We start from the raw sequence: 26709 nt of genomic DNA on the forward strand, positions 1-26709 counted from the left end.
TACACAACTGTATACCCACGTGTACACAACAGTATACACGCGTGTACACTACCTCACTCTAAGTATCTCCTCTGTAGGGCTCGCTTGTATGTCTGTTTCTTGGGAATAATGCCTAGGATCTTTAGTGATGGGCTAAGGCTCCCTGGGATATGAAATAATGCCCCCGAAGATCCAAAGGCAGGAGTGCGAGCGAGATCATGCGTCGACCCTGGAATGTGGCATCCCGACGGTGTGGGCATCAGACTCGCTTTATTCTGAGAAATCATTAACTTTGTGCCCTGATAGCTAGAGGGGATTGTACACCCCTGGACTAACAGAATAACATATATAATATAGATACAATAGATATGGACAAGGTTAGCTACGCCCTAGGGCTGAGCATCGGTCAAAACTTCCGAGCCTCAGGCTTCGATGAGATCAACTTTGAGGACTTCCTCTCGGCCTTTCGTACTGTGTATGAGGAAGGGGAGCCCAAGATGAGCTACGAAGAGGCCCGAGAGGTCGTCAATAGCTACTTCCAGGACGTACAGCGCCGTGCCATAGAGCGTAACAAGGAGGCTGGCGAGGAATTCCTCAAGATCAACGGTCACAAGGCCGGTGTGACGACCCTCCCTAGTGGCCTCCAGTATGAGGTGATCAAGATGGGAGATGGCCCCAAGCCTCAGCTCACGGACTCCGTAGAGTGCCACTACCACGGCACACTCATCAATGGCCAGGTCTTCGACAGCTCGATGGATCGTGGAGAGACAGCCACCTTCCCTCTGCAGGGCGTCATCAAGGGCTGGACAGAGATCCTGCAGCTCATGCCCGTAGGATCCAAGTGGAAGGTCGTGATCCCCGCTGACCTAGCCTATGGCGATCGTGGAGCAGGGCAGATGATCCAGCCAGGGAGTACCCTCATCTTCATCATCGAGCTCATCGCCATCGTCAACAAGTAAGCTATGAAAGGCTCTACCCCACTCTTCTATGCCCTTCTGGTCGGGGGGCTCAGCCTCGGACTCGGAGCATGCTCCCTCGGGAAGAAGGCTAGCACTGTAGGCCTCGCCACCCAGCGGGACTCCATATCCTATGCCTTTGGGTTGCTCGGTAGCGAAGCCTTTCGCGAGGCTACAGCTCAGGCTCCAGGGGACTCACTAGATCGGCGACAGGTTCTTCAGGGCTTCTCAGATGCCTTCTTAGGAGGGGCAACTAAGATCACAGCAGAGGATGCCAAACGGCTCTTCGAGGACTACTATATGGAGGTAAGAGAGGCTGAGCGCAAGGCCTCTATAGCCAAGGCAGACTCTATCCTCAATGCCAATAAATCCAAAGAGGGAGTCAAGGTCACCGAGAGCGGACTACAGTACCGTATACTACGAGCCTCTCAGGGGCCTCGTCCTACACAGCGGGATACGGTGGTGGTAAACTACATCGGGAGACTGGCCGGGGGGAAGGTCTTTGACAACTCCTACGACCGTGGCGAGCCCGCGACCTTCTCTCTCGGAGACGTCATCCCCGGATGGACAGAGGGTATGGCCCTAATGACCCGGGGGGCAAAGTATGAGTTCCTCATCCCACCCGCTCTCGCCTATGGAGAGCGAGGAGCAGGAGGTGTGATACCAGCCAATGCCCCACTACTCTTCGAGGTAGAGCTCCTCGAGATCAAGCCCTACCAGAGCAAGGATACCGTAGCCTCACCTCAAGAGCAGACAGTGGAGTCCTCGGTCAAGACTATCCCAGCGAAGAAGAAGTCCCCCGAACGAAAAAGATAGCAACGAATACAAACTATTAATATCAAATAGATAACAATGAAGAAGATTTCAATCCTCCTAGCTGCCACAGCTATGGCCCTCGGTCTCTACTCCTGTGGAAAGGGGGGAGACGCCAACCTCAAGGACAACGCAGACAGCGTCTCCTATGCCGTCGGATTTGGCAGCGCAAGTGAGCTCCTCAACGCCATCAAGGGCGCACAGGCTCAGGGTGAGAACGTAGACTCTACCCTATTCTTCAAGGGCTTCGAAGAAGGCTTCAATAGCGACACCACCAAGCTCTGGTACTACGTCGGTCAGATGCAGGGGGTACAGGCTGCTATGCGCTTCAAGGACGACTCTGTCCTAAAGAAGGCTGTCTTCATGGCAGGCTTCAAGAAGGCTCTGAGTGCCGACTCTGCTTCACGAGCTAAGCTAAGTGATAGCCTCGGTGCAATCGCCCAGAAGTACTACGATATCAAGGCTGAGGCTGACCGCAAGAAGTACGAAGCTGAGATGGAGAAGCAGATGGAAGAGCAGTATGGTGAGAATAGAACCAAGGGTGCTGCCTTCATCGCTGAGTTCAAGAAGGAAGCTGGCGTACAGACCACGGCAAGTGGCCTTGCCTACAAGGTCCTCAAGGAAGGTAATGGTAACGCCCCCGCTGCTACGGATGTAGTCCAGGTGAACTATGTCGGGAAGCTCATTGATGGTACGGTCTTCGACGAATCAAAGGGCAAGCCCGCAGAGTTCCGCGTAGACGGCGTGATCAAGGGCTGGACCGAGATCCTACAGCTCATGAAGCCTGGTGGTAAGGTCAAGGTGGTCATCCCCTCAGACCTAGCCTATGGTGCACGCTATGCAGGAGAGAAGATCCCTCCCTTCAGCACCCTCGTCTTCGAGATTGAGCTCGTGAGGATCATGCCTGCCGTCGCTGAGGCTAGTGCAGACTCTACAGAGCTCTAGTCGAGGCACACGCCACGAGCACAATACAGAAAGGCTCAGGAGATTCCCCCACGAGGGGGAGTCTCCTGAGCCTTTCTATAGGGGCTCCTCTACTAGTTCTTTGAGATAAATGACGTATCTTTGCGCTAACGAGAAAAGTAAATATTCAGACAGCATAGATTAAGAAATGAATATCTTAGAGCTGAGCGAGCAGGAAATCTTCCGCCGTCGTAGCCTAGAGGAGCTTCGCAGCCTTGGTATTAACCCCTATCCCGCAGAGGAGTATAAGGTCACGGGGTATGCCCGTGAGATACTAGATACCTTCGAGGACGAAGCACCTCGCCGAGCCGTCAGTGTAGCAGGTCGAGTGATGAGTCGCCGTATCATGGGCAAGGCCTCCTTCCTAGAGCTACAGGACTCGACTGGACGTATCCAGATCTACATCACGAGAGATGACCTTTGCCCAGGCGAGGACAAGACCCTATATAATAGTATAGTGAAGAAGCTCATGGACATTGGTGACTTCATCGGTGTCTCGGGAGAAGTTTTCCGCACACAGATGGGCGAGATCTCCGTACAAGCTCACTCACTCACCTTCCTATCGAAGGCTCTGCGTCCCCTCCCCGTCGTCAAGGAGAAGGATGGCGAGGTCTTCGACAGCTTTACTGACCCCGAGCTACGCTTCCGCCAGCGTTACGTAGACCTCGTAGTCAACCCCCATGTCCGGGAGATCTTCCTCAAGCGTACTCGCATCTTCAATGCCATGCGTCAGTTCTTCAACGACCGTGGTTACATCGAGGTCGATACACCCGTCCTACAGCCCATACCCGGTGGTGCAGCAGCTAGACCCTTCATCACGCACCACAACGCACTAGACATCCCCCTCTATCTGCGTATCGCCAATGAGCTCTACCTAAAGCGCCTCATCGTGGGTGGCTTCGAGGGGGTCTATGAGTTCAGCCGTAACTTCCGCAACGAGGGCATGGATCGTACGCACAACCCCGAGTTCACCGCTATGGAGATCTATGTCTCCTACAAGGACTATGACTGGATGATGAGCTTCACGGAGCAGATGCTAGAGCATATCTGCCTGAGTGTGCTTGGTACCACAAAGGTCAAGGTCGGAGAGCGTGAGATCGACTTCAAGGCTCCCTATCGCAGAGTCACAATGCTCGATGCTATCCACGAGCATACGGGTATCGACGTCAGTGGTATGAACGAGGAGGAGCTACGTGCTACCTGCAAGAGCCTTGGCATAGAGGTCGATGATACAATGGGCAAGGGTAAGCTCATCGACGAACTCTTCGGAGAGAAGTGTGAGGGGAGCTATATCCAACCAACCTTCATCACCGATTACCCTAAGGAGATGTCCCCTCTAACTAAGGAGCATCGCACGAATCCACTCCTCACCGAGAGATTCGAGCTCATGGTCAACGGTAAGGAGCTTGCCAACGCCTACTCCGAACTGAATGACCCCATCGACCAGCGTGAGCGCTTCGAGGATCAGCTCCGTCTCTCGGAGAAGGGCGATGACGAGGCTATGTTCATCGACCACGACTTCCTCCGTGCCCTAGAGTACGGCATGCCGCCCACTAGCGGTATGGGCATAGGGATGGATCGTCTGGTCATGCTCCTGACAGGACAGGAAAGCATTCAGGAAGTACTACTCTTCCCTCAGATGCGCCCCGAGAAGGTCCTACCCCGTGACAAGAAGGAGGTCTTTACCTCCGCAGGTATTCCCGAGGAATGGGTACCCGTACTGCACAAGGCTGGCTACCTGACACTCGCTGCAGTAAAGGCAGAGGAGAAGCCCGGTCGCCTACTCCAGCAACTCATGGACATCAAGAAGAAGTATAAGCTAGAGCTCCCAGCCATCACCCTAGATGAGGTGACGGCTTGGACTGAGTAAAAGGACTATGGAGAGGCCTTTATTAGAGGCCTCTCCATAGCCGCTTCGACAGCGAAGATGTACGTAGCATCGCTAGTTAATATCTCCACTCTACAGGGTACATATAGAGTGCAAAAGCATAATATATGTAGTGCCACTGCAGGTATCACGAGCCATCCGTGTGACCGCCATTGGGCAGAGTCACAGATAGCTCAGCCAGCTTTGGAGTACCCTATTCACTGCACTGCAAGGATTTAGTATCATGGCAGAAGTCTCTTCAAACCTACCCGGACGTATAGGTATCCTCGGAGGAGGGAGCTGGGCAACAGCCTTGGCTAAGATCGTCCTGACGAGGCAGCCACACCTCAACTGGCTCCTTCGTACGGCCAATCATATCAAGGAGTTTACCCGCCTCAAGCACAACCCCAGCTATCTGACCTCGGTGACGTTCGATACCTCTCGTATCACCTTCTTCACTGACTCGGATATCAATGACTTCTTCCGTGCCTGCGACACAGTGATCCTGGCGACGCCCTCCCCCTATATCCGCTATTACCTGAAGCGGGTACGTACCTCGGTCATCCGCACCAAGCTCATCATCAATGCGATCAAGGGGATGGTACCAGAGGAGAACATCCTCATCTCCGACTACCTACAGGAGTACAAGGAGCTACGCCCAGGTCAGATCGGTGTTATCGCAGGGCCCTGCCATGCCGAAGAGATAGCTAAGGATCGGATGTCCTACTTGACTGTAGGATGCTTCGACCTCGGCAAGGCCAAGGTGCTTAGCGAGGAGCTCTTCAGCAACGACTACGTCCACTGTGCCGTAAGCCGTGACGTCGTGGGCATCGAGTACGCTGCCGTGCTCAAGAATATCTACGCTATCGCTGCTGGTATCTGCCATGGCATGAACAAGGGAGACAACTTCCAGTCTGTCCTTATCTCCAACGCGATTGCAGAGATGAGTCACTTCGTCGGGACAGTTCACCTGCTGAACCGTGATGTCACTGAGTCCGTCTACCTCGGAGACCTACTCGTGACAGCTTACTCGAGCTACAGCCGTAACCGCACCTTTGGGAACATGATCGGGAAGGGCTACAGCGTACGTGCAGCCCAGATGGAGATGAACATGGTGGCCGAAGGCTACTACGGAGCTAAGTGCATCCACGAGATCAACCAACGCTACCAAGTGACCATGCCCATCTGCGACACTGTCTACGGGATCCTCTACGAAGGTGCCCCAGTCGAGGAGAGCATCACGAAGCTAGCTGCGCTCTTTAAGTAAGTCATCTAATCTCACTAGATAAAAACTAAAAAGCTATGTATTTCAAAGACATCACCATTGATAATTTCCGTGGCATAGATCATCTTGAAGTCAAAGAGTTTGCCCCAATAAATGTCTTCGTTGGAGGGAATAACATCGGAAAAACCTCTATCTTAGAGGCAATCTTCCTACTGTCAGGAATGTCAAACCTCCCGTTATCTATCCAGATCAATAGAGCGCGAGGTATTTCCAGCCCTCAGCAACAGATGGGTATTCGCTATCTCTTTCATAATATATCCTTAGATCGGATATCTATCAAGGGAAATACAGTGGATGGGGAATATGAACTTGAAATATCGCCCAAGTTCAAAGCCATTGAGACAGATATACAAAGTTCCTTCATTCCTCAATCTACCAAGAATGCCCCCAAAAGACAAATAGAAGGATTGATCGCATCGTATGGTATAGAGGGTGATCTACATGAAAATGAATTATTGCTACGAGAAGACGGCTTCAAGTTTGCACATGAAAAAGATTATGAGGAAGCCATCCTTTGTACATTCCTATCTCCCATACAGCGTGCAAACAGCACCACACGGGAAGATCTAGATAAGCTAATAAAAGAAAGAAGGAAAGAAGAGATTATTGATTACTTAAAGAACTTCGACCCAAAGGTTACAGATCTTGAGTCGACCTCTTCTGGTATATTTATCGCGATTGATGATGTAAGGGAATTACTCCCTCTAGAAATGATGGGGGACGGTATATCGAAGTACTTAAATGTACTGACGTCTTCCCTAGAGCCCGTGTTCACGAAAAAAGTTATACTCATCGATGAGTTCGAAAATGGATTGCATTATACAGCTCTTAGGAAGCTTTGGAGGATTTTGCTGGATGTAGTTAAGAAGATAGAATTACAGCTATTCATCACCACACATAGTCTAGAAACACTACAAAGCCTAGCAGACGAAATCACAGATACAGGCCTTGATGATGATTTCATGAGCCTATATAGGATTGCTATGACCAAGCTTGGTGGACTACAAGCCTACAGATATAATACTGCAGGAATAAGAACTGCGATAGAGAATGAAACCGAACTGCGCAAATAGCATTATGTCGCAAAAAAAGGCACTGATTGTAGTAGAGGGAGAAGCTGATAAACGCTTCCTCGAGGAGTATATAGCTCATTTAGGTTATTCAGACTTTTTCAAAGAAATACACTCTGCTGGAGGATGGGGAAACTGGAGTACCTCAGCCTCTACACTAAAAGAGGCTGAGGATGATGGTCTACTTACGGCACTGATTTTCGATGCTGACGTGAATGTATCCACTAGGCGATCCCAGCTACAAAGCAAGCTTGATGAATTTGGTTCTAAAGCTCGCATCTTCCTAATTCCTGATGATGCGAATAGTGGTTGCCTTGAGGATCTCTTGGAGCACCTCGTACCTAAGGCGTACCAACCCGTTATTGACTGTTGGGATAATTTCATTAGTGCACTCCGTGGGCTAAAACCGTCTCTTGTCCCTTCGCATAATCTTCCTAGCTCTAAGACGAAGTTCTATTCCTATGCTAGCCTACTTCGAGATGAGAAGGATGAGAAAGTTGCAGCAGAAGGAGCCAGGCACTACAAGGACGTTAAACATTGGGATCTTAATGCACCTTACTTGGATCCTCTCAAGAAGTTTATCGACGGACTCATATAAGGCGATGAATAAACGAAAACCGTATATCCTCCTCAGCTTTGACATTGAGGAGTTCGACGTACCGAGGGAGCATGGTGTGGAGCTACCGATGGAGGAGCAAGCACGTATCTCGGTAGCGGGGACAGAGGCTATCCTAGACATCCTAAAAGAACATCAGGTAAAAGCAACCTTCTTCTCTACGGCTAACTTTGCTCAACTTGCCCCAGCTGTCATCACCCGTCTCCTCGACGAAGGACATGAACTTGCCTCACATGGCTACTATCACTGGACCTTCGAGGCGGCAGATCTAAAGCGAAGCAAGGATGCCCTAGAGACACAGACAGGTGTCACTATACGTGGCTATCGTCAGGCACGTATGATGCCCGTAGCAGAGCAAGAGGTGCAGAGGGCAGGATATACCTACAATTCTTCCCTAAACCCCACCTTCATTCCAGGGCGGTACATGCACCTATCTACACCTCGGACCTACTTCATGAAGGAGGGCATACTTCAGATCCCTGCTTCGGTAACCCCCATCTTACGTTTCCCTCTCTTTTGGCTATCGTGTCACAACCTACCCTTTGGGCTGTATCGCTGGCTCTGTAGACGCACGCTTAGGCATGATGGCTACCTCGTTGTCTACTTCCATCCATGGGAGTTTTATCCACTGGGTGACCATCCTGAGCTCAAGCTCCCCTTCATCGTCCGCAATAATGCCGGAGATGGCATGAAGGAGCGTCTCAGCAAGTGGATCTCAGCCTTCAAGGAGGAAGGGACAACCTTTGTCACCTTCACCGAATTTACTGATAGCCTAAATAGCCTTAGCTAACATGCCCCCTCGCCTTACGATTGTCTCCCCGTGTTACAATGAGGAGGCAACGCTCTCCCACTCTGCTGGCGCACTCTCTGCCTTCCTTGAGCGTATGATTAGCCTTGGGAAGGTTACCCCTGAGAGTCGTATCCTTTTCATCAATGATGGGAGTCAAGACCAGACATGGCCTATCATCAAGGAGCTACATCGTACCTGCCCCTATGTAGACGGGCTTAGCCTTGCAGGTAATGTAGGTAGCGAGCTAGCAATCATGGCAGGAATGATGCAGGCTCGTGAGTACTCAGATGCAGTAGTCACCATCGACTCCGACCTACAAGACGATTTGGATGCCGTAGAGGAGATGCTGGACAGGCTTGCCGAAGGCTACGATATAGTCTATGGAGTGAAGGTATCTCGTGCGGCAGATCCCTTCCTCAAGCGGACGACGGCACAAGCTTTCTATCGTCTACAGCAGGCAATGGGCATACGTATGATCTACAATCACACGAACTTTCGCCTTATGAGCCGTCGAGCCCTCGATGCTCTCGCCCTATACCCTGAGCGAAACCTCTATCTCAGGGGAATTATTCCTCAACTTGGCTTCCCCTCCACTACTGTGGATGACGTAATACGAGAGCGAGAGGCAGGTACCTCGAAGTACAACTATCGTAAGCTCCTCTTACTAGCCGTAGATGGGATTACGTCCTTCACTACACGCCCTATTAGTTGGATCATCGGTATGGGCTTAGCCTTCCTCCTCATCAGCATATGTATGGCGGTGTATGTCGTGGTCTCCTATGTAGAGCATCTCTCTGTGCCAGGCTGGGCTTCGCTAATGCTCTCCCTATGGTTCATCGGGAGTATCCTACTTTTATCCATCGGGGTCATAGGGCAGTATATCGGCAAGATCTATATAGAGATCAAGCAACGTCCCCGCTATCATATCGCACAGTTCCTCAAGCACAATGACGATGATCGATAAGCTCGTTATCCTATGGAATAAGGTCTACACCTTCCTCCGACGACCTTTCTTTTCTGACCCTCGCACGTTACTTGGTCTTTGGACTCTGCTTCCTATCCTAGCGGGCTTAACCAAGATAGTAGCACATAGGCATAATAACTTCTTGATCTTTCGTGGTGTCTTTTGGCACACCATTCAGCAGGTCTCACTCTACAACCCTTACCCCAACGAGTACAATGACCATAACTATTATGGGCCATTCTTTAGCCTCGTAATCGCTCCCTTTGCGCTGGTACCTGATGCCATCGGCTTGCTCCTATGGCTTGTCGCTCTCTCACTGGTGATGTACTATGCTGTACGCCGATTACCCTTGGAGCAAGGAAAGCAAATATTCCTCTATTGGTTCTGTGCTCACGAGCTCTTGACGGCTCTACAAATGCAGCAGTTTAACATAGCTATCGCTGCGATCATTATCGGTGCCTTTGCTGCTATCGAACGCAAACAAGAGGTATTGGCTGCCTTCCTCATCATTCTAGGGACTTTCGTCAAGCTCTACGGCATTGTAGGACTAGCATTCTTCTTCTTTGTCAAGCGAAAGCCCCGCTTCATATTAGCTCTTATTGGGTGGTCGGTCGTGTGCTTTGTTGCCCCGATGCTTCTAAGCAGTCCCGACTATGTACTTGGGCAATACGTCGAATGGTTCACAAGGCTAGCAGCTAAGAACGGAGAGAACCACTTCTCGCTCATGCAAAACATATCCCTCCTCGGGATGATACGCAAGGGGACGGGCTGTGCGACCTACTCTGATCTAGCAGTGATTTTGCCAGGGCTGGCGGTCTTTGCCCTTCCTTACCTGCGCATCAGCCAGTACAAGCACCTAGCCTTCCGCTATGCGATCCTTAGTTCGACGCTACTTTTCACTGTGCTCTTTAGTACGGGGAGCGAATCCAGCACATATATTATAGCCCTTGCTGGGGTTGCTTTGTGGTATATGACCTCTCCTTGGAAGCGCAATGGATGGGATATAGCACTTCTTGTCTTTACGTTCATTCTCTCAAGTCTTTCACCCTCGGATTTATTCCCAAGGTCTCTCCGAGAGAGCTACGTAATCCCCTATGCGCTAAAGGCTCTACCCCCGACCCTCGTTTGGCTACGGCTCTCGTGGGAGCTCCTCACGAAGGATTATAGCGACAGGAAGGAACAAGCATCCCTAACTCCAGCACAAGGCTAGCGAGCAAGCCCTCCCCACCCCAGCTAGGTCTACCCCAGGCATCACCCTCGTAGGATGCCTGGGGTAAATCGCTTTATACCTCAGCCGAAGGGATAGGGTGCTCTATGCCCCATCCTTCATATCCACTCCACAGAATGGTAGCGACGCACTATATAGGGCTATGGGGAGACCTTCGATGAAGGGGATCGTAGACCTATCAACGAGACGTAAGGGCAGGGCTCCCCATGAGGCTACTAGAGGTCAAAAAGCCTGCGGTCGAAGGGCATACACACGAGGTAGCAGTATACATACCCAGGTGTAGACGGATCGAGCATCGCCCTACTACCTAGGAGGGAAAAGTGTACACGTGAGTACACTAAGGTATACACACGTGTATACTACTATGTATCCACGTGTACACTACCTAGCTCTAAGTATCCTCGATAGAGCTCTCTCCTTTGGCACATTTCTCGGGGCGAACAGTTCGTCGCTCCAGAGAGTAGAGTTAAGCCTTCCCCGAGTATAAAATGACACACCCAATAGTGTCAGAGAGTGGAGGAGACTAAAAGGGGGCATACGTCTCCCTCCCCATTCACGAGAGGACTATTCCTAGGGATACTGCACCGCTTTTAGTATCTTTGTGAAGTACAAATTACACTATAGCAATTATGCGCAAATTACTCTCTCTCTCACTTCTGGCCCTTAGTCTTGGGGTAGGAAGTCTCTCTGCTCAGAATGGCTCCCGTATCATGACGATCGAGGAGATCAATGCTGGCATATTCTCTGCTCGCCCTGCAGGACGAGGTATGCGCTCCATGAGTGATGGTCTGCACTACACAATGATGGATGCGGGACATAGGGCGATCCTCCGGTATAGCTTTGCCACGGGGAAGCTCATCGACACCTTGTTCAGCGTAGATAGGGCTAGGGACTGTGAGTTCAAGCACTTCGACGACTACCTCCTCGAGCCAAAGGGGCATCACATCCTCCTGATCACCAACCGAGAGTCCATCTATCGTCGCTCGTGGAAAGGCAACGCTTACCACTACGACGTACGACGCAATCGTATCGAACCGCTCAGTCAGGAGCCGGGCAAGGTAATGATACCGACCTTCAGCCCAGATGGCAAGATGGTTGCCTTCGTACGTGAGGGGAACATCTTCATCAAGAAGTTTGAGTTTGATACCGAGGTACAGGTAACAAATGATGCCACACGTAACAAGGTCATGAACGGTATCACCGACTGGGTCTACGAGGAAGAGCTGGAGACGACCCGGCTAATGAGCTGGAGCGAAGATAGTGGCTACTTAGCCTTCGTCCGTACCGACGAAAGTGAGGTAAGCGAGTATAGTATGCCCATGTACGGAGAGGGGCAGTATCCCACCTCCTACACCTACAAGTATCCCAAGGCGGGTACCCCCAACTCCAAGGTATCCCTACATATCTACAACGTGACAGATCGATCACGCAAGGAGGTCTCCTTCCGTGATGGTGCCCCCTACTACATCCCCCGCATTACCTTCGTCGGGAGAGAGGGGCAGCTAGCGGTCTTCACCCTCAACCGCCAACAGAACCACCTACGCCTCTTCTACGTACAGGACAAGACCCTCCTGCCCAAACTCATCCTCGAGGACAAGAGCAAGACCTACGTAGATAGCCACAACATCACTTGGTGTCGCTTCATTCCCACAGGCTTCGTCTATCCCAGCGAGCGAGACGGCTACAGACACCTCTACCACTACTCCGACAAGGGAACACTCCTAAGGCAGGTAACGACTGGAAAGTATGATGTGACCAACTTCTACGGGGCAGACGCTTCGGGCAACCTCTATTACCAGGCTGCCGACGAATCTCCTATGACACGTAGCATCTATCGTGTCGATACGAAGGGGAAGCGCACTGCTCTACATCCAGATAAAGGCTCGAACCAAGCTATATTTAGTGATAGCTTCGCTTACTACATCAGCATCTTCAACAGCTCTACCACCCCCACCCGTACAGCTGTCTATGCTACCGGTAGCCTAAAGCCCCTACGAGTCCTAGAGGACAACCAAGCCCTCCAGACCAAGCTCTCTCAGTACAAGGTCTCTCCGAAGGAATTCATCACGCTGACCAATGCAGAGGGGCAAGAGATGAATGCCTGGATCGTCAAGCCCCACAGCTTTAACCCATCGACCAAGTACCCTGTCCTCATGGTTCAGTACAGCGGTCCCGACTCTCAGCAGGTACTAGATCAGTATGGATATGGATGGGAGCAGGTACTGGCTAGCCAAGGCTTCGTCGTCGTATGTGTAGACGGGCGAGGCACTGGAGCCCGAGGAGAGGAATGGCGTAAGTGTACCTACCTACGCCTCGGGGTCAAGGAGAGCGCAGACCAGATAGCTGCAGCCAAGGCTCTGGGACGTCTCTCCTACGTTGATCCTAGCCGTATAGCTATATGGGGCTGGAGCTTCGGTGGATATAATACCCTTATGAGCCTTTGCCATGGGCAGGGCACCTTCAAGGTGGGCATAGCAGTAGCTCCAGTGACCGACTGGCGATTCTACGACACGATCTACACGGAGCGGTTCATGCGCACCCCGCAGGAGAACCCCGAGAGGTACAAAGCCTCCTCCGTACTCGAGGCAGCAGGGAACCTTCAGGGGAAGCTCTTGTTAATTCATGGGAGCGCAGATGACAATGTCCATGTACAGAACTCGATGGACCTAGCTGAGCTCCTTGTCCAGCGGGACATCCCCTTTGACATGGCCGTCTACACAGACAAGAACCATAGCATATACGGAGGGAAGACTCGAGACCACCTCTACAAGAAGATGATCTCCTACCTCCGCGCACATCTCTAACCGCAGAGCTTCTCCACTCATGGAGAGGCTCTCTACCCTACTCTCTAGGGACTTTATACTTATGACGCAAGACGAACAGCGAGCAATCCCAAAGCGTACAGTGGTGCGCGTACGTAAGCCTGAGTGGCTCAAGATACGCCTGGGTGATAACTCTACCTTCACCGATACTAAGCAGACCATCGAAGGTCATGGACTCAACACGATCTGCCATAGTGGTCGGTGCCCCAACCAAGGCGAATGCTGGAGCGCTGGGACTGCAACCTTCATGATCGGGGGGGCAGTCTGCACACGTGCCTGCCGCTTCTGCAATACCCTCTCTAGCAAAAATCCAGCCCCCCTTGACCCGCTTGAACCGATGAAGGTGGCACAGAGCATCAAGAAGATGAACCTCAAGCATGCTGTCATCACTAGCGTGGACCGTGACGATCTCGCAGACTATGGTGCTGGGCACTGGGTACGTACCATAGAGGCTATCCGCCGTACGACTCCAGAGGTGACGATAGAGGTGCTCATCCCAGACTTCAACGGTAGGCTCGACTACGTGGATCAGATCATCGCCTGCAAGCCCCGTATCATATCTCACAACCTAGAGACTATCCGACGCCTCACCCCCGAGGTGCGCCATGTAGCTACCTACGATCAGAGCCTCTCTGTCCTAGGGCGTATCGCAGAGAGTGGGATACCGGCCAAGACCGGTATCATGCTTGGTCTCGGTGAGACTGAGGATGAGGTACTGGAGCTCATCGATGATGCCCATGCCGTAGGGGTATCCATCATGACTATAGGGCAGTATCTACAGCCTACGAGGCGTCACCTGCCGGTCGTAGAGTATATCCGTCCTCAGCAATTCGCCCGCCTGCGTACCCTTGGGCTAGAGAAGGGTCTTCGCCACATAGAGAGTGGCCCCCTCGTCCGCTCCTCCTACCACGCAGAGCGTCACGTCCTAGACTAGAGCCCAAGCGAGGAGAATCCGTATCACCTCCTACTACCCGCGACTTAGGAAGGAAATCACAGGAGAGCCCAGAGACTGTATGTACCTAACAGTGTGCAGACAGTCTCTGGGCTCTCCATTTCTACCTATGGCTCACCTATGTACTTGCCCGATTATCCCCCTTGAGCGAAGTATGTACCAACAGTGTGCATACAGTCTCTGGGCTCTCCATTTCTATCTAAGGCTCACCTATGTGCTTGCCCAATTATCCCCCTTGAGCGAAGAGAGCTGGGAGGAACAAATACCTAATTATATGGATTTTCTTCCTCCCCTAGGGTCTTTCCGGGGAAAATAGGCTATCTTTGGCAAACTTTGTATAAGGAAATAGAAGTATGGAAATAAGAAACTTCGACCTAGCGATCATCGGAGGGGGGCCAGCGGGGTACAATGCCGCAGCCAACGCCTCCGCCAACGGTCTACAGGTCGTACTCTTCGAGCACACCACCCTCGGAGGCGTCTGTCTCAACGAAGGGTGCATCCCCACAAAGACACTCCTACACACAGCGAACCTCTTCGATGAGATCCGCTCCTGCTCAGCCTATGGCATCTACATCGACGGCACAGTCTCAGCCCGCTACGAGGAAATAGCGAAGCGCAAGGACAAGGTCGTACAGACCCTCACCGCAGGCGTTGCTTACAAGCTCAAGAGTGCAGGCGTACATATCGTACCGGCCTCCGCACACCTCGATGGAGAGGAGGGAGAGCTGATACGTATCACAGCTGATGGGGAGACCTATCTAGCGAGCTTCGTCCTACTAGCGACTGGTAGTACGACCGTCATACCTCCTATACCCGGGCTAGACCAAGTCTCTTACTGGACGAGTCGGGAGGCTCTATCCGCCACAGAGCTCCCCGAGGACATCACGATCATCGGGGGCGGAGTCATCGGTATGGAGTTTGCTGGGATTTACTCGTCCCTCGGAGTCCCCGTGCAGGTCGTAGAGATGGCTCCCGAGATCCTCGGAGCTATGGACAAGGAGACCTCCGCTATGCTGCGTAAAGAGTATGTAGGGCGTGGGGTGAAGTTCCACCTAGGAGCAAAGGTCACCGCCGTCTCTAGCGAAGGTGTGACGATCCAGGACAAGGAGGGGAAGAGCGAACTACTCCCTGCCTCGCAGATTCTCCTGAGCGTAGGGCGTCGCCCCCAGACAGAGGGACTTGGACTAGAGACTTTAGGCATCGATACCGATCGCTCTGCTGTAGTAGTAGACCGATACATGCGGACTTCGCACCCCAGAGTATATGCGGCGGGCGACATCACGGGCTTCTCCCTACTAGCTCACACTGCGATCCGAGAGGGTGAGGTAGCCATCAACCATATCGTGGGTGGCGAGGATGACCCGATGCGCTACGAGGCTGTCCCCGGAGTCGTCTACACGCACCCAGAGATAGCAGGTGTGGGAGCGACCGAAGAGCAGCTCCAAGCTGAGGGGAGGTACTATCGTACCCTCAAGCTCCCCATGGCCTATGCTGGACGCTACGTCGTGGAGAACGAGAAGGCAGGAGGCCTCTGTAAGCTACTCGTCGATGAGAACAATGTCCTACTCGGGTGTCATATCCTGGGTAATCCCGCCTCTGAGCTTATCCTCATCGTAGGTATTGCCATCGCTGATGGCTCTACCGTAGAGGAATTCCGCAGACACATCTTCCCCCACCCTACAGTCGGAGAGATTATCCACGAGGTCCTCTTCTCCTAGTGTGAGGATTGATAGCATAGATACACATTACAGATAGACAATGGCAACATTCGATATTAAGATGCCCAAGATGGGCGAGAGTGTAACCGAGGGAACGATCACTGTGATCAACGTCAAGGTAGGTGACTTCGTCGAGGAGGACACAGAGCTCTTCGAGATCACCTCGGCAAAGACTGCAGCTACTATCCCCTCCCCCGTAGCAGGAAAGGTCGTCAAGATCAACTATGAAGAGGGGGATACCGTACCTATTGGTCTCCCCGTGATCGTAGTCGATACCGATGGAGAAGCCTCGGCAGAGCCCTCAGAAGGGCTGAGTCAGGAGCAGGCCAAGGAGGCAAGCACCGCCCCCAAGCCCACAGTCTCCCACCCGACTACCGAGGTACGTAGGGGCTCCGTAGAGCGGTGGTATTCCCCCGTAGTGCTTGAGCGAGCTAAGGCTGCCAAGGTGAGCCAAGAGGAGCTCGACAGCATCCAGGGAACTGGCTTCGGCGGACGAGTAAGTAAGGCTGATATTATCCGCTATATCGAGCAGAAGAAGGGTGCCCCCGCTCCTACCCCCCGTGCCGCACGCAGCACGACGAGCGTAGCTCCCAGCCCCGCACGCCCACAGGTCACAGCTCCTACGATCCAAGTCGGGGCAGAGGATCGGGTGATCCCTATGGATCCTATCCGCAGGATCATCGCCGACCGCATGACGCAGTCTGTACAGGTGGCGCCCCATGTCACGAGCTTCCTCAAGGTCGATATCACCGACCTCGTCCACTGGAGAGAGGCAGAGAAGGATGCCTTCAAGAAGCGCGAAGGCTTTGCCCTCACCTACATGACTCCCGTAATAGAGGCCGTCTCCCGTGCCCTCAAAGCATATCCTCGGATCAATGCCTCCGTCGATGGCTACAATATCGTAGAGCGGAAGCACATCCACGTAGGGATGGCCGTGGCACTCCCTGACGGCAACCTCGTCGTACCCGTGGTACGTGATGCCGATCGTCTCAGTAGGACTGGTCTGGCCGAGCAGATCGCACAGCTCGCGGATAAGGCTCGTCATAACAAACTCACCCCAGACGAAATGACGGGGAGTACCTTCACGATATCCAACTATGGCTCCTCGGGGACACTCTTCGGGACACCCATCATCAACCAACCCGAAGTGGCGATCCTCGGTATCGGTGCCATCGAGAAGGAACCCACCATCCTAGAGACCGAGGCTGGGGATGTAATCGCTGTACGACACAAGATCTACCTGTCCTTCTCCTATGACCATCGGATCATCGATGGGATGCTGGCTGGAGCCTTCCTACAGCATATCGCACATTACCTAGAGGACTGGAAGACAAATAGAGGACTATGAGCTCAGAGAAGAATTTAGTAAAGAAGAGATACGGTATCAAGACCACCGACAAGGAGACCCTCAGTCGCTGGTACTACCTCCTATATCTAGGTCGTCTACTAGACGAAAAAGCCCCCTCCTACCTCCTACAGTCTATCGGCTGGCAATTCCATGCCTCCAATGCTGGGCACGATGGTATCCAGCTAGCTATCGGCCAGGTATTCCAGCGTGGGAAGGATCACCTTTTCCTCTACTACCGAGACCTGCTAGCTGCCCTCTCGGCAGGTATGACAGCAGAAGAGATGATACTCAATGGGATCTCTAAGGCTACAGACCCAACTAGTGGCGGGCGACACATGTCCGACCACTATGCCAAGGTAGACTGGGGTATCCATAATGTCTCCTCGTGTGTCGCTGCACATGACTCGCAGGCTGTGGGGATCGCTCGAGCCCTAGACTACTACGGAGTGGACGGTGTCGCTATCGCCTCACACGGAGAGTCCTCGGCGTCCGAAGGCTATGTCTTCGAGGCTATCAATGGAGCTGCTCGGGAGCGGCTACCCGTGATCTTCGTCCTACAGAGCAACGGCTACGGGATCTCCGTACCCACCCACCAGCAGACAGCCAATCCCCGTGTAGGACAGAACTATGCTGGCATACGACACCTCAAGACACTCTTCTGTGACGGGAAGGACATCTTCGACTCTATGAATACAATGGCCGCCGCCCGAGAGTATGCAGTAGAGCACCGTACCCCAGTCGTCGTCACCGCCGAGTGCGTGCGCATCGGAGCACACTCCAACTCTGATAAGCATACCCTCTACCGAACCGAGGAGGAGCTAGAGCGAGCCAAGGCGGCTGATCCACTACCCAAGTTTCGCCGTATGCTCCTCCGCTATAATCGCTTCACCGAGGAGGAACTACAGCAGATAGAGCGGGAGGCCAAGGAGGAGCTCAAGATAGCCAACCGCAATGCACTCAAGGCCCCAGATCCCACCTCCGATACCGTCCTAGATAACGTAATCGGAGAAGCCTACCCTGCGCTCAAGTATGGCTCGGGGCTACCTGATGGCTCAGGCGAACAGCTCACTCTAGTACAGGCCCTGAATAAGACTCTAAAGCAGGAGTTCCGTCACAACCCCGATACCTTCATCTGGGGACAAGACGTAGCCAACAAGGAGAAAGGTGGGGTATTCAACGTCACAAAGGGGATGCTTCAGGAGTTCGGCCCTAAGCGTGTCTTCAGTGCCCCTATTGCAGAGGACTACATCGTCGGTACGGCGAATGGGATGAGTCGCTTCAGCGACAAGATCCGGATAGTCATCGAGGGGGCTGAATTCTCAGACTACTTCTGGGCGGCTATGGAGCAGTTTGTCAATTCCACTCACGACTTCTGGCGAAGCAATGGACAGTTCTCCCCTAATATCACCATCCGTCTCTGCACTGGAGGGTACATACAGGGTGGGCTCTATCACTCACAGAGCATAGAGGCAGTGCTGACCACATTCCCTGGGGCTCGAGTCGTCTATCCTTGCTTTGCCGACGATGCAGCAGGGCTACTGCGCACCTCGATGCGCTCCCGTGGAGTCACTGTCTTCCTCGAGCCTAAGGCGCAGTACAATAGCGCTGAGTCTACGGCCCTTGTCCCCGAGGACTTCGAGGTGCCCTTTGGCAAGGCTCGTATTCGGCGTGAGGGGACAGATGCGACGATCGTCACCTATGGCAATACGCTCCACTTCTCCCTCAACGTGGCCGAGCGTATCCAGCGAGAGCTCGGCAAGAGTATCGAGGTCATCGACCTACGCTCCCTATCTCCATGGGACGAGGAGACCGTCTATGCCTCGATTAAGAAGACCTCTAAGGTACTGATCGTACATGAGGATCGTCTCTTCGGGGGCTTCGGGGCGGAGCTAGCAGCCTCTATTGCGAAGAACGCCTTCCGCGATCTGGATGCTCCCGTCTTCCGTGTAGGTGCACTCTTCACTCCTGTAGGCTTCCACAAGTGCTTCGAGCTCACGACGCTCCCTAGCGAGGAGAAGATCTATCAGTCTGCCAAGGAGCTCATCGAGTACTAACCCTCAATAGCAACGAATATATGAAGACAATAGGCTTGCTCTATAGCAAGAAGACTGTCCAGACCGCAGAGCTCGGACAACGTATCGCAGAGGCTTGGGGCGAAGGTATCGAGTACGTAGACATCGAGACGGCTCGCCTAGCTGACATCACGAAGCATAGCAGCCTCATCCTCGGCACTCCCACCTACTTCAATGGCGAGCTACCCTATGCTTGGAGTGAGATGCTCCCCGAGCTAGAGGGCGCAGACCTCTCAGGCCTCCAAGTGGCGGTCTTTGGTACGGGTGATCAGGTACACGCTCCTATGAGCTTTGCCGATGGTGTCGGGCTACTTGCCGAATACTTCGAGGCACTCGGAGCGCAGATCGTCGGCAAGACCTCTACTGTAGGCTATAGCTATGAGCAGTCTCTGGCGGAGCGGGACGGAGCATTCCTTGGGCTCGTGATTGACTGGGTAAATCAGCCCGAGCTCACGGACTCTCGGCTCTCGGCTTGGCTAGAGCAGCTCCACAGCGAACTAGCTCAGTAGGCAAAGTAGCCGTAGGTACGACACTCTCTGACAGATAGCTGGGGGGAGGAGACCAAGGTTGGGGAAAGCCCCACCTAAGGTCTCCTCCCCCTATTCCTTACATGTATTGGCAAATAGGACAAAGGTAGATATGCTGAGCCCCCAGCCTCCTGCTAAGCAGGAGACTGGGGGCTCTGTCATATACTCTAGTCGGGATGAGAAGACTCGAACTTCCGACCTCCACGTCCCGAACGTGGCGCGCTACCAACTGTGCTACATCCCGAGTGTCTTAGTATCGATACTCCCTCGCTACCCTCTCAGAAGAGGGCATTGGGTAAGTCCCAGAAAGACGCCACAAAGGTAGTCAAAATACCCATATACCCGACAGCTGGAAGAAAAAAAGGAGGCTACACCGATACGATCAGTGTAGCCTCCCTTAGGTCGCTCCTCCCACTTTCGCTACGGAGGAGGCGTATCTATTACTTCCTGAGACGAGCTAGGATCTTAGAGGAAGACTCGGAGAGAAGGACGATAGCCCCTGCGAGGATAGCGGTATCCTTGATCACGAGGCGTCCTGCACCCGAGAGGAAGGGGAAGCCATCCGCCCACTCCCCAGCAGCTAGAGCCTCGGGAGAAGCGTGTACCCACACCTCTGGTGTCGTGACGAGGAAGCTCAGCGTACCGATGGTCATGATGATACAGAGCACCTCACCGATGAGCCCGAGATAGGGAGAGAAGAGGCCGAGGAAGACGAGGATACCGATCGACATGATCAGGATACCGAGCCCGTGGGAGAAGAGGTAGGTGCGGTTCTCTACGTGCCAGTTGTGCTTAGCTTCGTTGTACTGACCCTCGGGCATCTTGTTCAGGGTATATTCCTTGACGACCTTGCCTTCGTCGGTGGTTACCTTGTTGTTAGCATCCTTGAGGAAGAAGCTCATCAGAGGGCTATTGGCCACGAAGGGGATGATCCCATTAGCCTCGTAGTTAGCGAACTTGAGACCACCGATCCATACGAAGATGATGAGGATAGCGACTCGGATTAACTTGTACCCAAGACCCTTCAGTGTGCTTGCACACTCGAGGAACTTAATGAATGCAGCTTGCATCGATAGATTATTTCTTAGTTTGTTATTATTACGTACGGATAGATAACCTTACATTCTAGCTAAGGTTCATTTACTCCTCTCTCGACATAGCCCATTCTAGGGAAAGAATGAAGCCTATCTACCTCGAGGGGTAGATAGGCTTCACTGAGGGATGTTGGTCGGGAGGGACTAGAGTGCAGTGATGCAGGCTGCTAGCCCGAAGACAATCCCTGGAGCATTAGCCACCACGATAGGCCAGTCTATCTTGGGCTTCTTCAGCAGACCATAGGCGACCCAGAGGGTGCAGTTGATAGCCGCGACGAGGGGTTGTATAGGATCTCCCTTAGCTCCGGAGAGGTTATGCTGGATCGTAGTGATGTAGGAGACGTACATCAGGATAGCCGTGATGGAGGCTACGATACCGAGGATGGTGAGGAATCGATTTTTGTCCATTTGTTACTAATGTTTGGTGTAGATGACTCTTTGTTTACACAAAGGTATAAAAAAGCGAACACGCAAACACGTTATACACTCTTCACCCTCAGCTCCGAGCTAAACATCACTAACCAAACCAGCGAGAGAAGAGCGGGAGAAGGAGTGAGGTGATGAGCCCCATAATACCAATCGCTAGCCCACTGAGCGCTCCCTCGATCGCCCCCATCTGGATAGCCGCTGCCGTACCGATCCCGTGAGAGGAGGCTCCCATAGCGAGCCCCTTTGCCACTGGGCTCTTGATCCCCATGAGCTTCATGATCGGCGGGCCGATGATGCTACCGAGGATCCCGGCACATACCACGATGACAGCCGTGAGGCCGGGGACACCTCCGTTATTCCCAGCTAGTTCCATCGCGATCGGTGTCGTGACAGACTTCGGGGCGAGTGAGGCGATCAGAGCCTGCTTGACACCTAGTAGGTGGCCAATGCCGACGATAGAGGCGATACCGACCATAGCGCCTACTGTGATAGCCACCATGATAGAGATCACATTCCCCTTGAGGTGCCCCACCTGCTGGTAAAGGATGTAGCCAAGGGCAACCACTGACGGGCCAAGCATGAAGTGGATCATACGACTCCCCTCTCTGAAGGTCTGGTATGGCACACCGAGGCTCATCAGAAGTACAATGAGGATGATGATCGTCAGGAGTACAGGGTGGAAGAGGGCAAAGCGAACCGTACGATAGAGCTTGATACACGCTAGGTATAGCCCGATGACGAACATGATCGTGAAGACCTCACTCTGGAATAGCTGCTGTATCATATTACTTCGTTCTCCTCCTTTCCATCTGTTCTTGTATATAGGCCACTGAGGCGATGACCAGCACCGAGCTCACGAGGACGGCGACGAGAATCACCCACCAGTTCGCCAGCACGGTATCCATCTGAGCCATGAGGCCGACACCCGCGGGGATGAAGAAGAGTCCCATATTGTCCGTCAGAGCCTTCGCTGGGGCATCGACTTGCTCTTCCTTGATGAGCTTGGTCTGTAGTGCTAGGAAGAGGAGCACCATGCCGATAACACTCCCAGGGACGTAGTCGCCCGTGAGATGTGCGATAGCTTCTCCTAGTGCGTAGAAGAAGAAAATAAAGAATATCTTGATCAGTATCTTCATAAGCGATTATAGTGCTACGGGTTTACCCTACTTCAGGTCTCGCAGTAGTGTATCTTGTGCCACCTGATAGAGCGACTCGTAGGCATGTGAGCGAGCCCTCCAGGCAGGCTCATGTGCCCCCTCTGGGTGTAGGGGGATAGCCTCACTCCCGGAGCGGTCAATAGCATTCAGTAGATAGCCCAGCGTGAGTCGCTCTGGGGAGACGTTGGGGTGATAGTACCCCCCCTCTACCTCCTCTCGTCCATAGTTTACCTCCACGATGATCCCCATCGTGAGCAGCTGGGCAAGGGCCTCCTGAGTCTGTCTTAGGGGTAGGTCACAGTCCTTGGCCAAGGTCTCTGCCCGGTAGGGCTCCCCACTGTCGGAGACGAACTGCTGGACGATACGAGCCGTGACTGTCACGAGGATGACATCCATATATCTACGGGACAGTGGGACTGAGGTCGGGGGTGAGGTCAGATGCCACACGTGCTGTAGGGCATAGGAGATCTGGGCACCGAGTAGGACGATGATCCAAGAGAGCTGTATCCAGAGCAGTGCCAGGGGTACAGCTGCGAAGCTCCCATAGATAGCATTATATCTCGAGATCCATAGCACGCCATTGATATAGAGGCCTTGGAAGGCTTGGAAGGAAAGCCCTGCCACAACACCCGCAATAAGGGCAGGGACGAAGCGCACACGGACGTTAGGGATCAAAAGGTAGATCACCGTGAAGGTGAAGATAATCAGTACATACGGGACAAGCCCCAGGATCTCACTCGTGAGGGTGGAGATGATCTTGAGCTGACTGAGGTAGGTATGGTTCAGTGTCGAGAGGAAGAGCGTCGTACCACTCGAGATCGTGAGCAGGAGGGGAAAGAGAATGAATGCCCCTAAGTAGTTGATGATTCGCCTGGTCCAGGGGCGAGCATGAGGGGCCTGCCAGAGGCGGTTAAAGGCATCCTCTATCGTAGAGATCAGCATCAGCACGGTGTAGAAGAGCAGAGCTAGACCGACACCGATGAAGAGCCCTCCCTGTACCTGCTGTAGATAGTTCTCGACGTAGGCAAAGGTCTTATCCAGCTCTACCTGGTGTCCAGGTAGGGCATTGTTGAGAGCAACCCGCACATCATTCTGTAGCCCGAAGCCCTTCGCTATCCCTACGATCACGGCCAGCATCGGCACGATGGAGAGGACGGTGCTGTAGCAGAGGGAGCTGGCGAGCCCCCCGACACCCTCCCGCACATAGGTAGCCACGGTCATATAGATGACTCGTAGTGTAGCGACGAGCCAGCGACGAGGTATACTGAGCCGATCTCGGTTCAGTAGCCACATGTCTAGGGTGATGAAGCGATAGGCCTTGACACAGAGTGCCTCTATATGACGGACGGTAGCAGCCATGGACGATGTTATGATGGGACGAGGAGCAAGCAGGCGCAGTGGGGCTATAAGCCGAGTTCTGTCCTCCCTAGGCATTACCCTAGAGAGTATCTGTCATTTATCTGGGATAGGTGTCACCACCTACCTCGGTGCGATCTACCCTCCAGCTGGGGCGAGCAACCCTCGTTGCGCTGGTATACATGATCTTGCAACCCATAAGGTGTACGGCAGTCTATATCGCTATAGGCTCGGTGAGCTCTTACCTCACCTTTTCACCCTTACCCTGCACGAGGCAGGGCGGTCATTCTCTGTTACACTACTCCACCCTCGCGGACAGCTTCCCGTTAGGAAGTATGGTGCTCTGCGTTGCTCGGACGTTCCTCACCTCCTCAGGAGAGAAGGCGCGACAGATCGCCCCACTGCTTGCTTGCTCGTTATTTGTTTATCTCTACTCGTGTCGTAGGGGCTAGCTCCTCATTGCGCTTGGCTACCTGCTCAGCGACATTGCGGGCTAAGGTACGGAAGTAGATACCCATTAGGCTATCTCGGTCGGTGGCTATAGGCATCCCTCCATCACCAGACTCACAGATACTCTGGATGAGAGGTATCTGTCCCAGCAGGGGGATATCGAGCTCTTCGGCGAGCTCTTTGCCACCATCTCGACCGAAGATGTAGTACTTATTTTGTGGGAGCTCAGCAGGTGTGAACCATGCCATGTTCTCCACGAGACCTAGTATAGGGACTTGTACGTGCTCGTCTAGGAACATCCCTACGCCCTTGATTGCATCTGCCAGGGCGACCTGCTGGGGGGTGGTGACGATGATGGAGCCTGTGAGCCCAAGCGTCTGCACTAGGGTCAGGTGTATATCGCTCGTCCCCGGTGGTAGGTCTATGAGCAGGAAGTCTAGCTCACCCCAGTTGGTCTCGGTGAGGAGCTGCTTGAGGGCATTACTCGCCATGCTGCCACGCCATAGTACGGGGCTTTCCTTATTGACGAAGAAGCCTATGGAGAGTAAACGTATCCCATACTTCTCTACTGGGGCGATGAGCTCTCTTCCCTCTACCTCGTCTAGGATAGGGCGGGCATCTTCACAGCCAAACATCTTGGGCTGTGAAGGGCCGAAGATATCTGCGTCAAGGAGCCCGACCTTGTAGCCCTCCTGAGCTAGGGCAACGGCAAGGTTTGCCGACACCGTGCTCTTACCTACACCGCCCTTACCGGAGAAGATCGCAAGGGTATTCTTCACCTTTGGCAGTAGAGGTAGGGAGTCTGTGGGTACGACCTCTGGTACCTTGACACTGATATTACCTACGATATCGACCTCCTTAGAGATATAGGTCTGGATAGCGGTCTCAGCGGCCCGTACTACCGACTTAATGAAGGGCGAATTAGGCTTATCAAAGATCAGGGAGAAGCTCACCTTCATCCCCTCTATTCGTATGTCATCCTCTACCATACCTGCCTCTACGAGGTTCTGCCCCGTGCCGGGGTAGCGTACCTTGGTCAGAGCCTCTAGGATGAGGTTGGGATACAATGTTACGGCCATGACTATTGCACTCTACGTGATCGGCTGAAGCTACGATAGCTATCTGGCTCGATCTCTATATCTGGTTCTACGAAGCCCCCCTCGGGCTCATGCGGCTCGAAGGAGAGGTACTTGATCGTCAGCCCTCGACTGAGCCACTGACGCTCATAGTACGTCTGTATACCGAGTATCTTATCCTCGAAGGAGCCATCGTAGAGATCATCGGTATCGACGAAGATCTGCTGATGATTGAGCTCCACGAGTGCTCGGGTATATGTGTAGAGGAAGGGGCTGTCCGTCTTGAGGTGTATGCGACCTCCGGGACGGAGCACTTCCAGGTAGCGCTTGAGGAAGCGAGTGCTGGTGAGACGCTTGGTCACCTTCTTCATCTGTGGATCGGGGAAGGTGATCCAGATTTCATCGACTTCGCCCGGGGCAAAAAAGTTGGTCAAGGACTCGATCTCCCCTCTGAGGAAGGCGACATTAGCCATCCCTGCCTCATGGGAGAGCTTAGCTCCCGTCCAGATACGAGCCCCCTTGACGTCCACCCCGATGAAGTTCTTATCGGGATAGAGCTCTCCCAGCCCAACGGTGTACTCCCCCTTCCCACAGCCTAGCTCTAGGACTATGGGATGGTCGTTGTGGAAGAAGGCTTCGCCCCACTTCCCTCTCAGCGGGAAGGTCTCCTGCTGTAGCCGTGCAAACGGATACTGGAAGACGTGGGGAAAGGTCTCCATCTCGGCAAACTTCGCCAGCTTATTCTTACCCAATGCCTCCTCCGCTAGTCAAAGAGTTCGATACTATCGCAATACTCGAGTTCGCCCTGCACGATGAAGCGTATCTGCTCGGGCTCGAAGCGCCCTACTCCATCCTTCTTTGCATTCTTGACGACATACTCGACGAGCTCATCCTCATCTACCTCGATCACCTCATCCGACTCGGACTCATCAGCGTCCATGTAGCCACGGCTCTCGTAGTAGTCATAGATGAGATCTACGAAGTACACGATATCATCATCGCTCAGGAGCTCCTTGAGTTCCTGAGGTATATAGTTACGTATGAACGCTACAGATGCTGCATCGTCATACCCTATCAGATCTTCCTCTGCCATATTATATATGTAGTGATTATAGGTACACCTCAGGTGACATAGCCCGAGAGCACGCACAAAGGTAATAAAAAGCCCTATCTCTAT

Annotated in this window: 24 protein-coding genes, 1 tRNA gene and 1 other RNA gene; 16 read left to right on the forward strand and 10 right to left on the reverse strand. The window is 53.1% G+C overall.

Annotated features, from left to right (window positions below; genetic code table 11):
- Positions 1–347: 347 nt before the first annotated feature.
- The 16 genes from QZ170_RS00530 (at position 348) to QZ170_RS00605 (ending at position 19952) form a co-directional block, all read left to right on the forward strand.
- Positions 348–938, forward strand: a complete 591-nt coding sequence (locus QZ170_RS00530; RefSeq protein ID WP_297175862.1) for an FKBP-type peptidyl-prolyl cis-trans isomerase — start codon at positions 348–350, stop codon at positions 936–938.
- A 3-nt stretch (positions 939–941) separates the two neighbouring features.
- Complete coding sequence (locus QZ170_RS00535) at positions 942–1751, forward strand: FKBP-type peptidyl-prolyl cis-trans isomerase (protein WP_297175863.1); 810 nt, start codon at positions 942–944, stop codon at positions 1749–1751.
- A 36-nt stretch (positions 1752–1787) separates the two neighbouring features.
- On the forward strand, positions 1788–2693 hold the full coding sequence (locus tag QZ170_RS00540) for an FKBP-type peptidyl-prolyl cis-trans isomerase (RefSeq protein ID WP_297175864.1): 906 nt from the start codon (positions 1788–1790) through the stop codon (positions 2691–2693).
- 166 nt (positions 2694–2859) lie between these two features.
- Positions 2860–4581 carry a lysine--tRNA ligase gene (gene lysS / locus QZ170_RS00545; protein ID WP_297175865.1) on the forward strand — a complete coding sequence of 574 codons (1722 nt, stop codon included), beginning with the start codon at positions 2860–2862 and terminating at the stop codon, positions 4579–4581.
- 241 nt (positions 4582–4822) lie between these two features.
- Positions 4823–5845: an NAD(P)H-dependent glycerol-3-phosphate dehydrogenase gene (locus tag QZ170_RS00550; RefSeq protein WP_297175866.1), complete on the forward strand. Its 1023-nt coding sequence runs from the start codon at positions 4823–4825 to the stop codon at positions 5843–5845.
- Positions 5846–5880: 35 nt separating this feature from the next.
- Positions 5881–6936, forward strand: coding sequence for an ATP-binding protein (locus QZ170_RS00555; RefSeq protein WP_297175867.1), 1056 nt, complete (start codon positions 5881–5883; stop codon positions 6934–6936).
- The gene (locus tag QZ170_RS00560) at positions 6914–7531 is read left to right on the forward strand and encodes a DUF3226 domain-containing protein (protein ID WP_297175868.1); all 618 of its coding nucleotides are present in this window, start codon (positions 6914–6916) and stop codon (positions 7529–7531) included. The genes QZ170_RS00555 and QZ170_RS00560 overlap by 23 nt, the downstream gene beginning before the upstream one ends.
- Before the next feature lie 4 nt (positions 7532–7535).
- The gene (locus tag QZ170_RS00565; RefSeq protein ID WP_297175869.1) at positions 7536–8339 is read left to right on the forward strand and encodes a polysaccharide deacetylase family protein; all 804 of its coding nucleotides are present in this window, start codon (positions 7536–7538) and stop codon (positions 8337–8339) included.
- A 1-nt stretch (position 8340) separates the two neighbouring features.
- Positions 8341–9303, forward strand: coding sequence for a glycosyltransferase family 2 protein (locus QZ170_RS00570; protein ID WP_297175870.1), 963 nt, complete (start codon positions 8341–8343; stop codon positions 9301–9303).
- Positions 9287–10513: a glycosyltransferase family 87 protein gene (locus tag QZ170_RS00575; RefSeq protein ID WP_297175871.1), complete on the forward strand. Its 1227-nt coding sequence runs from the start codon at positions 9287–9289 to the stop codon at positions 10511–10513. The genes QZ170_RS00570 and QZ170_RS00575 overlap by 17 nt, the downstream gene beginning before the upstream one ends.
- 647 nt (positions 10514–11160) lie before the next feature.
- A complete protein-coding gene (locus tag QZ170_RS00580) occupies positions 11161–13335 on the forward strand; it encodes a S9 family peptidase (protein ID WP_297175872.1) in 2175 nt (724 codons plus the stop codon).
- Positions 13336–13396: 61 nt separating this feature from the next.
- Positions 13397–14287, forward strand: coding sequence for a lipoyl synthase (gene lipA / locus QZ170_RS00585; RefSeq protein ID WP_297175873.1), 891 nt, complete (start codon positions 13397–13399; stop codon positions 14285–14287).
- 371 nt (positions 14288–14658) lie between these two features.
- Positions 14659–16023: a dihydrolipoyl dehydrogenase gene (gene lpdA / locus QZ170_RS00590; protein ID WP_297175874.1), complete on the forward strand. Its 1365-nt coding sequence runs from the start codon at positions 14659–14661 to the stop codon at positions 16021–16023.
- Between the two features lie 40 nt (positions 16024–16063).
- A complete protein-coding gene (locus tag QZ170_RS00595; RefSeq protein ID WP_297175875.1) occupies positions 16064–17371 on the forward strand; it encodes a dihydrolipoamide acetyltransferase family protein in 1308 nt (435 codons plus the stop codon).
- Positions 17368–19425, forward strand: a complete 2058-nt coding sequence (locus QZ170_RS00600) for an alpha-ketoacid dehydrogenase subunit alpha/beta (RefSeq protein ID WP_297175876.1) — start codon at positions 17368–17370, stop codon at positions 19423–19425. Before QZ170_RS00595 ends, QZ170_RS00600 begins: the two co-directional genes overlap by 4 nt.
- A gap of 20 nt (positions 19426–19445) precedes the next feature.
- Positions 19446–19952 (forward strand): flavodoxin, encoded by a 507-nt coding sequence (locus QZ170_RS00605; RefSeq protein ID WP_297175877.1) that lies wholly within the window; start codon positions 19446–19448, stop codon positions 19950–19952.
- Between the two features lie 189 nt (positions 19953–20141).
- On the opposite strand, the gene QZ170_RS00610 is transcribed toward QZ170_RS00605, so the two are convergent.
- The 10 genes from QZ170_RS00610 to QZ170_RS00655 all read right to left on the reverse strand — a co-directional run bounded on the left by QZ170_RS00610 (position 20142) and on the right by QZ170_RS00655 (position 26625).
- Positions 20142–20214, reverse strand: a tRNA-Pro gene (locus QZ170_RS00610).
- Between the two features lie 196 nt (positions 20215–20410).
- On the reverse strand, positions 20411–21040 hold the full coding sequence (locus QZ170_RS00615) for a DUF417 family protein (RefSeq protein ID WP_297175878.1): 630 nt from the start codon (positions 21038–21040) through the stop codon (positions 20411–20413).
- A 168-nt stretch (positions 21041–21208) separates the two neighbouring features.
- Positions 21209–21472, reverse strand: a complete 264-nt coding sequence (locus QZ170_RS00620) for a SemiSWEET family transporter (protein WP_297175879.1) — start codon at positions 21470–21472, stop codon at positions 21209–21211.
- 109 nt (positions 21473–21581) lie between these two features.
- Positions 21582–22277 (reverse strand): LrgB family protein, encoded by a 696-nt coding sequence (locus QZ170_RS00625; RefSeq protein WP_297175880.1) that lies wholly within the window; start codon positions 22275–22277, stop codon positions 21582–21584.
- A 1-nt stretch (position 22278) separates the two neighbouring features.
- Positions 22279–22629: a CidA/LrgA family protein gene (locus QZ170_RS00630; RefSeq protein ID WP_297175881.1), complete on the reverse strand. Its 351-nt coding sequence runs from the start codon at positions 22627–22629 to the stop codon at positions 22279–22281.
- A gap of 27 nt (positions 22630–22656) precedes the next feature.
- Complete coding sequence (locus QZ170_RS00635) at positions 22657–24009, reverse strand: YihY/virulence factor BrkB family protein (RefSeq protein WP_297175882.1); 1353 nt, start codon at positions 24007–24009, stop codon at positions 22657–22659.
- 31 nt (positions 24010–24040) lie between these two features.
- Positions 24041–24411, reverse strand: an RNA gene (gene rnpB, locus QZ170_RS00640) — RNase P RNA component class A.
- Between the two features lie 11 nt (positions 24412–24422).
- Positions 24423–25535: an Mrp/NBP35 family ATP-binding protein gene (locus QZ170_RS00645; protein WP_297175883.1), complete on the reverse strand. Its 1113-nt coding sequence runs from the start codon at positions 25533–25535 to the stop codon at positions 24423–24425.
- A gap of 2 nt (positions 25536–25537) precedes the next feature.
- Positions 25538–26284, reverse strand: coding sequence for a tRNA (guanosine(46)-N7)-methyltransferase TrmB (gene trmB / locus QZ170_RS00650; RefSeq protein ID WP_297175884.1), 747 nt, complete (start codon positions 26282–26284; stop codon positions 25538–25540).
- Positions 26285–26295: 11 nt separating this feature from the next.
- Positions 26296–26625, reverse strand: coding sequence for a hypothetical protein (locus QZ170_RS00655; protein WP_297175885.1), 330 nt, complete (start codon positions 26623–26625; stop codon positions 26296–26298).
- Between the last annotated feature and the right edge of the window lie 84 nt (positions 26626–26709).

The sequence above is a fragment of the uncultured Porphyromonas sp. genome (assembly GCF_905372525.1).
Taxonomy (GTDB): domain Bacteria; phylum Bacteroidota; class Bacteroidia; order Bacteroidales; family Porphyromonadaceae; genus Porphyromonas.

What these genes read in the sequence shown, in the direction of transcription:
- QZ170_RS00530 (WP_297175862.1), top strand. Translation starts at nt 348, where the DNA reads ATGGACAAGGTTAGCTACGCCCTAGGGCTGAGCATCGGTCAAAACTTC.
- QZ170_RS00535 (WP_297175863.1), top strand. Translation starts at nt 942, where the DNA reads ATGAAAGGCTCTACCCCACTCTTCTATGCCCTTCTGGTCGGGGGGCTC.
- QZ170_RS00540 (WP_297175864.1), top strand. Translation starts at nt 1,788, where the DNA reads ATGAAGAAGATTTCAATCCTCCTAGCTGCCACAGCTATGGCCCTCGGT.
- lysS (WP_297175865.1), top strand. Translation starts at nt 2,860, where the DNA reads ATGAATATCTTAGAGCTGAGCGAGCAGGAAATCTTCCGCCGTCGTAGC.
- QZ170_RS00550 (WP_297175866.1), top strand. Translation starts at nt 4,823, where the DNA reads ATGGCAGAAGTCTCTTCAAACCTACCCGGACGTATAGGTATCCTCGGA.
- QZ170_RS00555 (WP_297175867.1), top strand. Translation starts at nt 5,881, where the DNA reads ATGTATTTCAAAGACATCACCATTGATAATTTCCGTGGCATAGATCAT.
- QZ170_RS00560 (WP_297175868.1), top strand. Translation starts at nt 6,914, where the DNA reads ATGAAACCGAACTGCGCAAATAGCATTATGTCGCAAAAAAAGGCACTG.
- QZ170_RS00565 (WP_297175869.1), top strand. Translation starts at nt 7,536, where the DNA reads ATGAATAAACGAAAACCGTATATCCTCCTCAGCTTTGACATTGAGGAG.
- QZ170_RS00570 (WP_297175870.1), top strand. Translation starts at nt 8,341, where the DNA reads ATGCCCCCTCGCCTTACGATTGTCTCCCCGTGTTACAATGAGGAGGCA.
- QZ170_RS00575 (WP_297175871.1), top strand. Translation starts at nt 9,287, where the DNA reads ATGACGATGATCGATAAGCTCGTTATCCTATGGAATAAGGTCTACACC.
- QZ170_RS00580 (WP_297175872.1), top strand. Translation starts at nt 11,161, where the DNA reads ATGCGCAAATTACTCTCTCTCTCACTTCTGGCCCTTAGTCTTGGGGTA.
- lipA (WP_297175873.1), top strand. Translation starts at nt 13,397, where the DNA reads ATGACGCAAGACGAACAGCGAGCAATCCCAAAGCGTACAGTGGTGCGC.
- lpdA (WP_297175874.1), top strand. Translation starts at nt 14,659, where the DNA reads ATGGAAATAAGAAACTTCGACCTAGCGATCATCGGAGGGGGGCCAGCG.
- QZ170_RS00595 (WP_297175875.1), top strand. Translation starts at nt 16,064, where the DNA reads ATGGCAACATTCGATATTAAGATGCCCAAGATGGGCGAGAGTGTAACC.
- QZ170_RS00600 (WP_297175876.1), top strand. Translation starts at nt 17,368, where the DNA reads ATGAGCTCAGAGAAGAATTTAGTAAAGAAGAGATACGGTATCAAGACC.
- QZ170_RS00605 (WP_297175877.1), top strand. Translation starts at nt 19,446, where the DNA reads ATGAAGACAATAGGCTTGCTCTATAGCAAGAAGACTGTCCAGACCGCA.
- QZ170_RS00615 (WP_297175878.1), bottom strand. Translation starts at nt 21,040, where the DNA reads ATGCAAGCTGCATTCATTAAGTTCCTCGAGTGTGCAAGCACACTGAAG.
- QZ170_RS00620 (WP_297175879.1), bottom strand. Translation starts at nt 21,472, where the DNA reads ATGGACAAAAATCGATTCCTCACCATCCTCGGTATCGTAGCCTCCATC.
- QZ170_RS00625 (WP_297175880.1), bottom strand. Translation starts at nt 22,277, where the DNA reads ATGATACAGCAGCTATTCCAGAGTGAGGTCTTCACGATCATGTTCGTC.
- QZ170_RS00630 (WP_297175881.1), bottom strand. Translation starts at nt 22,629, where the DNA reads ATGAAGATACTGATCAAGATATTCTTTATTTTCTTCTTCTACGCACTA.
- QZ170_RS00635 (WP_297175882.1), bottom strand. Translation starts at nt 24,009, where the DNA reads ATGGCTGCTACCGTCCGTCATATAGAGGCACTCTGTGTCAAGGCCTAT.
- QZ170_RS00645 (WP_297175883.1), bottom strand. Translation starts at nt 25,535, where the DNA reads ATGGCCGTAACATTGTATCCCAACCTCATCCTAGAGGCTCTGACCAAG.
- QZ170_RS00655 (WP_297175885.1), bottom strand. Translation starts at nt 26,625, where the DNA reads ATGGCAGAGGAAGATCTGATAGGGTATGACGATGCAGCATCTGTAGCG.